Annotated in this window: 11 protein-coding genes and 1 pseudogene; all 12 read right to left on the reverse strand. The window is 74.2% G+C overall.

Annotated features, from left to right (window positions below; all coding sequences use genetic code 11):
- Positions 1-23: 23 nt before the first annotated feature.
- Positions 24-779, reverse strand: coding sequence for a response regulator transcription factor (locus tag KPF47_RS25285; RefSeq protein ID WP_224391279.1), 756 nt, complete (start codon positions 777-779; stop codon positions 24-26).
- Entirely contained in the window at positions 776-1549 is a 774-nt protein-coding gene (locus tag KPF47_RS25290) for a DUF5995 family protein (protein ID WP_224391280.1), read from the reverse strand. Before KPF47_RS25290 ends, KPF47_RS25285 begins: the two co-directional genes overlap by 4 nt.
- A 74-nt stretch (positions 1550-1623) precedes the next feature.
- Positions 1624-2521, reverse strand: a pseudogene (locus tag KPF47_RS25295) (IS5 family transposase).
- 176 nt (positions 2522-2697) lie between these two features.
- The gene (locus KPF47_RS25300) at positions 2698-3921 is read right to left on the reverse strand and encodes an IS701 family transposase (RefSeq protein ID WP_374108783.1); all 1224 of its coding nucleotides are present in this window, start codon (positions 3919-3921) and stop codon (positions 2698-2700) included.
- A gap of 54 nt (positions 3922-3975) precedes the next feature.
- Positions 3976-5256 (reverse strand): LuxR family transcriptional regulator, encoded by a 1281-nt coding sequence (locus KPF47_RS25305; protein ID WP_224391282.1) that lies wholly within the window; start codon positions 5254-5256, stop codon positions 3976-3978.
- A complete protein-coding gene (locus tag KPF47_RS25310) occupies positions 5190-6881 on the reverse strand; it encodes an AAA family ATPase (RefSeq protein WP_224391287.1) in 1692 nt (563 codons plus the stop codon). The genes KPF47_RS25305 and KPF47_RS25310 overlap by 67 nt, the downstream gene beginning before the upstream one ends.
- A gap of 123 nt (positions 6882-7004) precedes the next feature.
- The gene (locus KPF47_RS25315) at positions 7005-7979 is read right to left on the reverse strand and encodes a zinc-binding dehydrogenase (RefSeq protein ID WP_224391289.1); all 975 of its coding nucleotides are present in this window, start codon (positions 7977-7979) and stop codon (positions 7005-7007) included.
- Complete coding sequence (gene der / locus KPF47_RS25320) at positions 7979-9391, reverse strand: ribosome biogenesis GTPase Der (protein WP_255660468.1); 1413 nt, start codon at positions 9389-9391, stop codon at positions 7979-7981. The genes KPF47_RS25315 and der overlap by 1 nt, the downstream gene beginning before the upstream one ends.
- A 47-nt stretch (positions 9392-9438) precedes the next feature.
- Positions 9439-10134 carry a 1-acyl-sn-glycerol-3-phosphate acyltransferase gene (locus KPF47_RS25325; protein WP_224391291.1) on the reverse strand — a complete coding sequence of 232 codons (696 nt, stop codon included), beginning with the start codon at positions 10132-10134 and terminating at the stop codon, positions 9439-9441.
- Entirely contained in the window at positions 10131-10805 is a 675-nt protein-coding gene (gene cmk, locus KPF47_RS25330; protein WP_255660384.1) for a (d)CMP kinase, read from the reverse strand. The genes KPF47_RS25325 and cmk overlap by 4 nt, the downstream gene beginning before the upstream one ends.
- A gap of 102 nt (positions 10806-10907) precedes the next feature.
- Positions 10908-11270: a chorismate mutase gene (gene aroH, locus KPF47_RS25335; RefSeq protein WP_224391293.1), complete on the reverse strand. Its 363-nt coding sequence runs from the start codon at positions 11268-11270 to the stop codon at positions 10908-10910.
- Positions 11270-12031, reverse strand: a complete 762-nt coding sequence (locus tag KPF47_RS25340) for a pseudouridine synthase (protein ID WP_224391294.1) — start codon at positions 12029-12031, stop codon at positions 11270-11272. Before KPF47_RS25340 ends, aroH begins: the two co-directional genes overlap by 1 nt.
- Positions 12032-12192 lie beyond the last annotated feature (161 nt).

The raw sequence follows: 12192 nt of genomic DNA on the forward strand, positions 1-12192 counted from the left end.
CCCCTCGCGGGGCAGGTGGAACCTTACCGTACCCACGGCAGCATCCCACCGGGGGTGTCGTCGGTGGCGTCGACGCTGCGCACGAGCGCGACGGCCTCCAGCTGCGACCCCACGTCGAGCTTCGCGAGCACCGCCCTGACCTGTGTGCGGACGGTCGGGAGCGACACCACGAAGTGCTCGGCGATGGCGTGCGCACGGACCCCGCCGGCGAGGAGCTCCAGGACCTCACGCTCGCGGCGGGTCAGCGTCGCGAGGCGCCCGCGCACGGCACGCTGACGGCGGTCCCACTCGAGGTAGCGCTGCACGAGCTCGTCGCGGCGGGCGGCGTGCAGCAGCGAGCGCCCGGCCCGGGCCTCCCGCACCGCGAGGACCAGTGCGGGCATCGACGCCGTCCGCGACACCCAGGTGAACCCGCCGTGGTGCAGGGCGGCGCCGACCCGGGTGGGGCTGGAGCTGCCGGAGAGCACCAGGACCCGCCAGCCCTGGGCGCGGAGCCCGGGGACGAGCGGGATGGTGTCGATCCGGCGCCCCTCGGCGTCGCGGCCGAGGTCCAGGTCGAGGACCAGCAATCCGGGCTCGGCCCCGGCGACGGCGCGGTGCACGTCGACGGGGGTGTGCGCGGGCCGGAACGTGGCCGGCTCCCCCTCGGCCCGCAGGGCGAGCGCCAGTGACGAGCCGACGAGCTCGTGGTCGTCGACGATCAGCACCGTGCCGAGCGGCGTCGCCGTCCCGGGCCGGGGGTGTGACACCCGCCCGCCCCCCACTCGGGCGGGTGTCACGTCAGGGCTCCCAGCGTGAGCAGGCCACGTCCGAGGAGCGAGGTGCGCCGGTCCAGAGCCGCGAGCTCGTTCTCGTACTCCATCGGCCGCGACCGCAGCTCCCAGAGCTCGAGGGCCTGCCGCCAGGCGACGTCGCGGGCCAGCACCACCGGCACGTCGGCGACACAGCCGAGGAGCTGCTCGTCCATCGAGACCTCACCCGGCGAGCTCCGGTCAAAGCCGTCGAGCAGCCGGACCATGTGCAGGGAGAACACGTCGTTCACGGCCCGGTAGTCGGCCCGCTCCGCGGGTCCCGGGGCGCTGCGTCCGAGGACCGTGCAGGTCCGTACGACCGCCGGGGCCAGGTCGAAGTTGACGTGGGCGTTCACCCCCACCACCGCGTACTCCACCGGGGAGATGCGGGGATGGTCACGGCGGTCGAACAGGACGCCCCAGGAGCGCGGAGGGCTCCCTCCTGTCACGTCGGCGTGCAGCGCCCGGAGGTACCGGCGGGCGAATTCGACGTCGAGCCGCACCAGGAAGTCCCGGTCGGCGAACAGGTCGTCGTCGAGCTGGTCGCGGATGCCGCGGGTGATGCGCAGGTAGAGCCGGTTGAACGCGGCGACACCGTCGGCGGGGCCGTACTCGCACTCCAGTGCCTCCTGCAGGCGTTCCAGGTGCGCGACGACGCCGTCGATCGTCTCGGGAGGCGTCGCGAGCAGCGCCGCGACGCGCGCCCGGCCGATCGGGGCCGCGCCCTCCTCCGAGGGGGTGTCGATCGTGGCCGTCATCGCTGCCTCCGGGGTCGCTCGATCCGGTGACGAGCCTGGTCGACCGAGGTCTCCGGCGGTATCGGGCGAATGCCCTAGGGCGTGTCTCCTAAAGTGCGCAACCAGGTGACGATGGCCTTCAGTGCAACTCCGCCGCGGTAGGTCAGGGCGAGTTTGTCGTAGCGGGTCGCGAGGCCGCGCCACTGCTTGACCTCGCAGAACCCGCGTTCGACGACGTTGCGGCCGCGGTAGTCGACCCGGTCGAACGCCGGTGGTCGGCCGCCGCGTGTGCCGCGTCGTTTCCGGTGTCCCTGCTGGTCAGCCGGCTCCGGGATGACCGCGACGATCCGTCGTCTGCGCAGGTGGGCGCGGATGGCGCGTGAGGAGTAGGCCTTATCTGCGCGGACCCGCTCGGGCCGGGTCCGCGGTCGGCCCGGACCGACCCGTCCGACGCTCAGATGTGACATCAGGTGCGCGAACATCGGGGCGTCACCGGCCTGGCCAGGGCCGACCAGTACGACCAGCGGGCGGCCGTGTCCGTCAACGAGCTGGTGGATCTTCGTGCCGAGCCCTCCGCGGGAGCGGCCCAAGGCGTGATCGGGTGGCTCGATCAGCAGATTCTTGTAGTTCGATCCGGCCCCCTGTGTCTCGCTGCAGGGTCGCGGCGTGTTGGTGAGCGCGGATGATCGTCGAGTCGACCGACACGGCCCAGTCCACGAGACCGGCGGAGTCGGCATCGGCGAGCAGAGCTGCGAGAACGTGGTCCCAGGTGCCGTCACCGCAGTAGCGGCGGTGGCGTTTCCATAGGGTCTGCCACGGCCCGAACTCGACCGGGACATCACGCCAGGCCCGCCCGCAGCGGAACCGGTAGATGATCCCCTCGATCACTCTGCGGTGATCGGCGAACGGGCGCCCTGGCATCCCGTCCGACGAGGGCAGTAACGGCTCGAGTCGGTCCCACTGGGCATCGGTCAGGACGGCACGGCGCGACACCTACTGATCATCGCGCAGGCCCGACCAGCCGGGTTAGGAGACGCGCCCTAGTACTCCAGCCGCACTTCGTTAGCTGAGCTGTCTTCGTCGTCGATAGTGGCTTTCGCGGGCTCGGTGTTGGTGGCGACGTCGCCAGGTCGACCAGGCCCAGCACGGCGCCTGGGTGGGAATGTGGATCAGAGGTGCCAGGAGACGTCGGATCTCGGCGAGGGTGAGCGGGATGAGCCCGTGATCAGGTCTTTTGGGGCGATCGCCGCGGTGACCGAGAGGTAGGCGTGGGCGAGAATAGCCAGGGTGACGTGGCGGTACCAGGCGTCGTAACGCCGCACTTGATAGTGGTCGAGCCCGACCTCGTTCTTCGCGGTCTGGAAGCACTCCTCGATCGCCCACCGCGTGCCGGCGACGCGGATGAGATCGTCGTCGGTGGTGCCGGGCGGGCCGGCGCACAGGTAGTAGGCCAGATCGGGCTCCTCGCCGGCGGAGAGCTGTGTGTCGGTGAGGATCTGACGTCGGACCAGTAGCCATCGGCCCCATCCGGCCGGGGCGTTCTCGGGCGGATACAGCGAGGCCACGGCCCAGTCGTAGAAGCGTTCTCCCTTCACACCCGGACCGGCTGAGCGGCGCTTCCACGCCCGTCCGGGAGCGCGGGCGACCAGGTCGTCGGCCCGTCGTGAGCCGCTGATCTGACAGATGTCGGCGTCCAGGGACAACGGGACGGACTGGCTGCGCGGAACCGCGACGACGTAGCCGATCCGGCGCTGCTCGCACCAGGTGCGGAACTTGTAGTCCTGCCCGTATGCCTCGTCCGCGGTCACCCATCCTGCGGGAACCCCGGCATCGAGGGCACGGCCGAGCATTTCCTTGGCCAGCGTGGCCTTGGTGGCGAACTCGATCTCCTCAGGCACCGCCGCGGCTCGGCAGCGTTCCCGATCACCGGTCCAGGACTTGGGCAGGTAGAGCTCGCGGTCGATCAACGTCCGGCCCTTGCTCGTGGCATAGGCACAGAAGACTCCGAGCTGGCAGTTCTCCACCCGCCCGGCAGTGCCCGAGTACTGGCGCTGCACCCCCGCCGACTTCGTCCCCTTCTTCAGGAACCCGGTCTCATCGACGATCAGCACCCCACCGGACTCGCCGAGGTGCTCGACGACGTAATCCCGCAGGTCATCACGGACACCGTCGACATCCCAGGTCGCGGAGTTGAGCAGCCGCTGCATCCCATCCGGAGTCGTGTCACCGGCGACCTCGGCCAGCGTCCACCCGTTCTTCCCCGCCAACGGCGCCAACAACCCCCGCACATACGCCCGCGCCCGACGCCGCGGTTCCGTCCGGAAGAACCGGCCCGCCACCAGCCCGAACAGCCCATCCAGGCCACCGGCCCACGCCTCGAGATCCTCCTCCACCTGCACAAGATCGAAGCTTAGCGCACATCAACATCACAAACTGCGGCTGGAGTACTAGACGTCGGTGCGGTGCTCCCGCAGGACGGCGGCGGCGCTGGTGCGGTTGGTGACGTCGAGCTTGGCGAACACCGAGGCCAGGTGCGCGCCGACCGTCTTCGGGGTGATGAACAGCCGGGCGGCGATCTGCTTGTTCGTCGCGCCGTCGGCGAGGACCTCCAGCACCTCGCGCTCCCGTCCGGTCAGCCGGGCCAGCGGGCCGTCCGCGGCGACCGGGGCGCCGCCGTCCGTGGGGACCGCGACGAGCTCGGGAACCTCGATCCGGGCGCGGTGCGCGACCTCGGCGATCTCGGCCAGCAGCGGCCCGGCCCGCAGTCCCGCGGCGAGCTCGGCGGCACGCCGCAGGTCGGCGGTGCCGTCCCCGGTGCGCCCTCCCGCCAGCAGCGCCTCGGCGCTGCGCAGCCGTGCGTAGGAGCCCGGGTAGGGCTGGCCGAGGCCGTCGAGCAGGTCCGCGACGCCGCGCCAGGTGTCCGGGTCGGACCCCGCGGTGATCCGGGCGTCCTCGGCCGAGCACATGGCCTCGTAGCTCGCGATCACCCCGCGCAGTGCGGGCGCCGAGCGGCCCCCGCGGTCGACGAGGTCACGGCGGTGCCGGCGCAGCCGCCGCACCCCGCTGGTCCCCGGGGGACGGCCGGCGAGGACCGCCTGGGCGTGTGCGCGTGCGCCGTGCCAGAGCAGCGGCGCGACCGCGAAGACGTCGTCGACGCCCGACTCGACGACGTCGAGCCCGTGTTCGACGTGGGCGAACGCCTCCTCGGGGTCGCCCCGCCACATCTCCAGCCCGGCGCGCAGGATCAGCAGCGGCAGCCGCTGTTTGGGCAGACCCGTGGACCCGGCGACGAGCTCGGCCGCGGTGAGGTCGACGTCGGAGCCGTCGAGGTCGCCGCGCCCCATCCGCAACCGCGCCCTGGCCAGCCGCAGCTCCAGCATCTGCGCTCCGGACGGTGCGGCCGCCCACGCCGTCGCCACCTCCCGCTCGGCCTCGTCCCAGGCCCCGGCGCGGAACAACCCGTTCGCCGCCACCGTCCGCAGCGCCACCGACGCGGTCCGGCCCAGGCCGAGCCCGGCCATCCGCTCGGCACCCGACCGGGCCGCGGCGACACCGTCGTCGAGGGCGTTGAGCGGACCGCTGAGCAGCTCGGCCCGCCGGGCCAGGCACTCCCCCAGCGTCTCCGGGTCGCCGGCGGCCTCCGCCACCGCGACGGCCTCGGTCAGCGCGTCGAGTCCCGCGGCACCGTCCCGGGAGTGCGCCGCACCGAAGCCGAGCGTCGCCAGCACCGAAGCCAGTGCCCGCGGCTCCCCCACCCGTCGTGCCGCGGCCAGCGCGTCCTCGGCGACGGCGCGGGCACCGGCGTAGTCGGCGCGGTCGAGCAGTGCCGCCGCGTACCCGGCCAGGACCTCCGCGCGGGCGGCGACGGCGGCATCGGTGTCGTCGTCGGTGGTGGGCAGGGTCGCGACGGCACGCCGGTGGCCTCCTCGGCCTCGGTCAGCTGGCCCGCGGCGCCGAGGTGGCGGCCGAGACGGGAGCGCAGCACCGCCTGCGCGGTGCCGGCGGGCGGGTCGGGCTCGGCGAGCCGTTCGGCCAGCAGCGCCACGGCCGACCCGTGGTCGCCCGCCAGCGCTGCGGCGGCCGACGCCCGCTCCAGGTAGCGGCCGCGGTCCCGGACGGCCGCCGGTACCGGCAGCGTCGCCGCGCGCAGCCAGTGCCGGTGCGCCTCGGCGTAGCCGCGCAGCCGTTCGGCCTCCTGCGCCGCGTCGAGGGTCGCCTCCAGTGCCTTTTCGGGACGCCCGGCGAGCTGCCAGTGGTGCGCGAGCCGGGCCGCCACCCCGGGGCCGCGGTGGGCGCCGTGCAGGGCGGTCGCGAAGCGGCCGTGCAGCTCCACCCGCTCGGCGGGCAGCAGGTCCAGCGCGACCACCTCGGTCATCAGGCCGTGCCGCAGGGTGTAGCCGTCGGCGCCCGCGACGACGACGAACCCGGCGTCGGCGGCCTCCCGCACGGCCGCCGCCAGACGGGCCCCGTCGACGTCGACGACCGCGGACAGCAGCGCGTGCTCGACCTCGCCGACCCCGGCGGCGACGGCCCGCACGACCTCCACCGCGTCCGGGGACAGCCCGGCGACCCCGGCCCGCACTAGCTCGCGCACGGTCTGGGGCACGCCGCGCGGGTCGCCGTCGAGCACGGCACGGACGGTCTCGCGGGCCAGGAACACGTTCCCACCGGAGTGCCGCCACACCAGGTCCTCGACGTCGGGGCGTTCCGGCGCCCACCGGGCGACCAGCTCGGCCAGCTCGGGGCGGGGCAGCGGCTCGACCCGGGCGAAGCGCACGCCTCGGTGGCGGCGGAGCTCACCGGCGAGCCCGAGCAGGTCGGCCGGCACGCCGCCGGCCGGGTCGTCGCGGTAGGTGCCGACCAGCAGCACCGGCGACGACGCCGCCGCCAGCAGGTAGGCGAACAGGTCGCGGGTGGAGCGGTCGGCGCGGTGCAGGTCGTCGACGACGAGCACCACCGGTGCCCGGCGGGCCGCGCGCTCGACGACGGCGGCCAGCTCGCCGAGCATCTCGACCCGGCCCGACGGGCCGTCGGCGCGTTCCAGCCGGGCCAGCGCCGCCGCGCACTCGCGGCCCAGCGCACCGCGGGTGCGGGACTGCTCGCGCAGCGCGGACACGACCGGCCAGAACGGCGGGGCGTCGGCGATGTCCAGCGCGCGACCGGACAGCACCACCGCGCCACCGGTCGTGGCCGTGCGGCCGAACTCCGACACCAGCCGCGTCTTGCCGACGCCGGCGTCACCGCCGAGCAGCACCGCCGAGGCACCGCCGGCGGCGGCGTCCCGCAGCGCGGCCGCGAGCAGGTCCAGCTCGGCGACGCGACCGTGGAAGACCTCGGCCGGTGTCTCCCTCACGACCGGGCACGATAGTGACGCCGTCGGCCCCGTTCCAGGGGTCCCGGGCCGGCGGTGCGCCGGGCGCGACGAACCGGGGGCCGGGCGTGGCCGCGGACGGCGCCGGCGGTCACCGCCGCCGCGTCACGCTCCGGAGACCTCGATGACGACCTTGCCGACAGCCGCACCGGACCGCAGGTGCTCCGCGGCGGCCGGGGCGTCCTCGAGGGGGACGACCCGGTCGACGGTGGCGCGCACCCGGCCGTCGCCGACCAGCGGCAGGACCGGGACGAGGGCGGCGGAGACGGCGGCCCGCTCGTCGGCGCTGCGCACGCTGAAGGTGGTGCCGATCAGGCGCAGCCTGCGGAACGACAGCGTGTTCAGGTCCAGCGTCGCCGCCGGGCCGGCGAGCCTGCCGATCTGCACGATCGTCCCGCCGATCCGGACGGCGGGCAGCGCGGCGGCGAGGTGGTCACCGCCGACGAGGTCCAGCACGACGTCGACGGTGTCGTCGAGGTCGCGCAGCGCGTCGGTGCCGACGAGCGGCGTCGCCCCGGCGTCGACGAGCGCGGCGCGCTTGGCGGCCGAGGTCGTCGTCGCGAGGACCGGCGAGGCCCCCAGCGCGGCGGCGAGCCGGATCGCGACCTGACCGACCCCGGTGCTGCCGCCGAGCACCAGGACGGCGCCGCCTCCGGGGCCGAACCCGGCCTGGGTGACCAGGGCGTCGTGCGCGGTCTCCAGCGCGACCGGCAGTGCGGCGGCGTCGGACCAGGACAGCCCGGACGGGACGGGCAGGGCCCGACGGGCGTCGACGACGGCGTACTCGGCGAACGCGGCCGGCGCACTCGCGAACACCCGGTCGCCCGGCCCGCGGCCCGGTGCGCCGGTGACGCCCGGGCCCGCGGCGACGACCTCACCGGCGAGCTCCATGCCCGCGGTGAAGGAGCCGTCCTGCTCGGCGTGCGGGACGGGGTAGCCCCCGCCCAGCGCCAGCAGGTCGGCCCGGTTCACCCCGGCCGTCCGGACCCGCACGAGCAGCTCCCCCGGGCCCGGCGCCGGGGTGTCCGTCTCGCCGATCTCCCAGGTCCGGGCCCCGGGCCGGCCGCGCAGTACCCGCATCACTTCTTCCGGGGGCGCTTCTCGCGGACCCGGACCGAGACGCGGATCGGCGTCCCGCCGAACCCGAACTCCTCACGCAGCCTGCGCTCCACGAAGCGTCGGTAGCCCGCCTCGAGGAACCCGCTGGTGAACAGCACGAACGTCGGCGGGCGGGTCTGCGCCTGCGTCGCGAACATGATCTTCGGCTGCTTGCCGCCGCGGACCGGCGGCGGGGTCGCGGCGACCAGGTCGTTGAGCCACTGGTTGAGGCGGCCGGTCGGCACCCGGGTGTCCCACGACTCCAGCGCGCGGTTCAGAGCGGGCGCGATCCGCTGGGTGGACCGCCCGGTCAGCGCGGACACGTTGACCCGCTCCGCCCAGCGCACGCTGATCAGGTCGCGCTCGAGCTCCCGGGTCAGCTGGTGGCGGCGCTCCTCGTCGACTTTGTCCCACTTGTTGAACAGGATCACCAGTGCCCGCCCGGACTCCACCACCATCGTCAGGACGCGCTGGTCCTGCTCGGCGATCGGCTCGGAGGCGTCGATCAGCACCAGCGCGACCTCGGCGGACTCGATCGCCGAGCTCGTCCGCAGCGAGGCGTAGTACTCCATGCCCGAGGCCATCTTGACCCGCTTGCGCAGGCCGGCGGTGTCGACGAAACGGAACACCTGACCGTCGAGCTGGACCAGGGAGTCGACCGGGTCGACGGTGGTGCCGGCGACGTCGTGGACGACCGACCGTTCCTCACCGGCCAGCTTGTTGAGCAGACTGGACTTGCCGACGTTCGGCTTGCCGACCAGCGCGACGCGGCGCGGTCCGCCCGCGGCCGTGCCGAAGTCCTCCCGCGGGGTCTCCGGGAGGATCTCCAGGATCGCGTCGAGGAGGTCACCGGAGCCGCGGCCGTGCAGGCCGGACACCGGGTGCGGCTCGCCCAGCCCGAGGCGCCAGAGGTCGGCGGTGTCGGAGGTGAGCCGGTCGTCGTCGACCTTGGTGGCGCACAGCATCACCGGCACGTCGGCGCGGCGCAGCACCCGCGCCACGGCCTGGTCGGTCGCGGTGGCACCGACCGAGGCGTCCACGACGAGCAGCACCGCGTCGGCGATGCGCATCGCGATCTCCGCCTGCCGGGCGACGAAGCCCTGCAGGCCCGCTGCGTCGGGCTCCCAGCCGCCGGTGTCCATCAGCTTGAACCGGCGGCCGTTCCACAGCGCGTCGTAGACGACGCGGTCGCGGGTCACTCCGGGCACGTCCTGCACGACGGCCTCGCGGCGGCCCAGCATCCGGTTGACCAGGGTGGACTTGCCGACGTTCGGGCGTCCGACGACGGCCAGGGTGGGGGTCGCCAGGATCTCGTCGGGGTCGATCCCGGCGGTGACCAGGCCGTCCTCGTCGACGGCGACGAACTCGGCCGGGTCCAGACCGAGCCGGTCCATCTCGGCCCGGTCGGCCGCGTCACCGATCTCGACGCTGTTGTTCTCGCTCACTTCTCTCTCACGTCCCCGGCCGCTTCGGGCCGTGTCACTTGCCTGTACTCGCTGTCCAGTTCGCGGACCAGGGTCCGCAGGGCCTCCGTGACCCCGACGGTCGCGGTGGCCAGACCGTCCCGTCCCGGCGCCGTCGGCGCCGGCAGCGGTTCGCCGACCAGCACGTCCACCCGGGGGCGGAAGCGGCGGCCCGCACCCGCCGGGCGGCGGGTGCCACGCACCGCCACCGGCAGCAGCGGCGCCGATGCCGCACGGGCCAGCCAGGCCGCGCCCTGCCGGGCCCTGCCGATGTCGCCGCCGGTCCCGGCGGTGCCGCGGGTTCCCTCGGGGAAGACCGCGACCACGCCACCGTCGCGCAGCACGTCCAGCAGGGTGGTCAACGGCCGCCGGTCGACGACGTCACGACGCACCGGCACCTGCCCCAACCACCGCAGCAGCGGCCCCACGATCCCGGAGAACATCTCCGCCTTGACCAGGAACACCACGCGCCGCCCGAACATGCCGAACAGCAGCGGCCCGTCGACGAACGCGCTGTGGTTCGCGACGAGCACCACCGGTCCGGTCGCCGGGATGCGTTCCGGGTGCCGGATCCGCACCCGGAAGAACGGGATCCACAACCAGGTCCCGATCCAGCGGCCGAGGTCGTGCAGCCACCCGAGAGCGTGCTCCGGCAGCGCACGCGCCCGGCTCACCCGTCCAGCCCCCGCGCGGCGACGAGCTCGCGCAGCTTCGCCAGCACCGCGTCCGCCGACAGGTGGTCGGTGTCGAGGACCAGCGCGTCCGCCGCCGCGTACAGCGGGGAGACCCGCCGCGACGAGTCCAGCCGGTCCCGCCGCTCGACATCGGCGAGGGTGACGTGCAGGTCGGCCGCACGGCCCGCCTTCTCGTCCTGCCGTCCGCGCCGCGCCGCGCGGACCTCCGGCGACGCCGTCAGGTAGACCTTGAGCGGCGCGTCCGGTACCACCACGGTACCGATGTCGCGCCCCTCGACGACCATCCCGCCGCCGCTCTCCACCGCCGCCCGGATCAGGGCGTGCTGGCGGGCGACCATCTCGGCACGGACCTGCGGCACCGCCGAGACGGACGAGACGAACCCGGTCACCTCGGGGCCGCGGATGGGGCCGGAGACGTCCTCCCCGTCGAGGGTGATCGTGGGGGCGGCCGGGTCGGTGCCCGACTCCAGACGGGCGCCGACGGCGACCCGGGCGATCTCGTCCTCCGCGGCGCCCTCGCCGAGACCGGCGCGCAGCGCGGCCAGCGTCGCGGCGCGATACATCGCCCCGGTGTCCAGATAGGCCGCCGAGCAGGCCTGCGCCAGCCGTCGCGAGACGGTCGACTTGCCCGTCCCGGACGGACCGTCCATCGCGACGACGCCCCGCAAGGCCACCTTGTTCCCCCACCGTGTTCGAGTTGCTGCGTCCGGCATTGTCGCCGGTCGGCCCCCGCCACGACGGGGCGGGGTGTCCTACTGCGGCAGATCGGTACGCAGCGCCCGGGCCCCGTGCAGGTAGACGTGCCGCATGGCCGAGCGCGGCTTCGGGGTGTCGACGTGGGCGAGCAGCCGCAGCACCCGCGGCAGCGCACCGGGCACCGACATCTCGGTGGCGCACATCAGCGGCACGTCGGTCAGGCCGAGCAGCCGCGCCGCGTAGGCCGGGAACTCGGCGGTGAGGTCCGGGGTGGCGGTGAACCAGATCGAGATGATGTCGTCGGAGGCGAGCTCGTTGCGCTCCAGCACCGCGGTGACCAGCTCGGCCGAGCGGTCGAGGATCTGGGACCGGTCGTCGGCGTCGACCTGGGTGGCGCCCCGCAGGGCCCGCACGGCCATCAGAGCCCGACCGCCTTGTACAGCGAGCCCACCTCGACGCGGTCGAGCGGCCGCAGCTTGCCGGGACGCTGGTTGCCCAGGGCGACCGAGCCGACGTGGGTCCGCACCAGGCGCAGCACCGGGTGGCCGACCTCGGACAGCATCCGCCGCACGATGTGCTTGCGACCCTCGTGCAGGATCAGCTGCACCGTGGCGCGGCCGGGGACGGCGTCGACGAGCTTGAACGCGTCGACGCGGGCGATGCCGTCCTCGAGCTCGATGCCGTCGCGCAGCCGCCGCCCGAGGTCACGGGCGATCTTGCCCTCGATCTCGGCGAGATAGGTCTTGGGCACCTCGTAGGACGGGTGCATCAGCCGGTGGCCGAGCTCGCCGTCGTTGGTGAGCAGCAGCAGCCCCTCGGTCTCGGCGTCGAGCCGGCCGACGTGGAACAGCCGCTGCGCGGTGTTCATGATCTCGACGCGGTCGGCGAGCAGGTCGCCGATGCACGGCCGGCCCATGTCGTCGGACATCGTCGAGTGCAGACCGAACGGCTTGTTGAGCGCCAGGTAGACCTGGTCGTCGCGCAGGGTGATCCGGGCGCCGTCGACGTGGACGACCGCGGTGTCCGGGTCGATCCGGCGGCCCTGCTCGCGCACGGTCTCGCCGTCGACCTGCACGCGGCCCTGCGCGATGAGGTCCTCGGCCGCGCGCCGGGAGGCGACACCCGCGCGGGCCAGCACCTTCTGGAGCCGGACGCCGTCGGGGTCGTGTGTGTTGCTCATGGTTGCTGGTGCCTCGTCCAGAATGTCGGGGCCGGATTCGGTGGAGCCGGGTGATCGTCGCACTGCGCCGGGCCGGACCGGGGGAAACGGTACTCCGCCCGTCCGGCGACGCCGCCGACGGGCGGTCGGCCGCCGGGTCCGGCGCCGGCGTCCCGGACGGG

Origin of the sequence: Pseudonocardia sp. ICBG1293, assembly GCF_020131355.1 — a bacterium.
In the GTDB taxonomy this organism is placed as follows: domain Bacteria; phylum Actinomycetota; class Actinomycetes; order Mycobacteriales; family Pseudonocardiaceae; genus Pseudonocardia.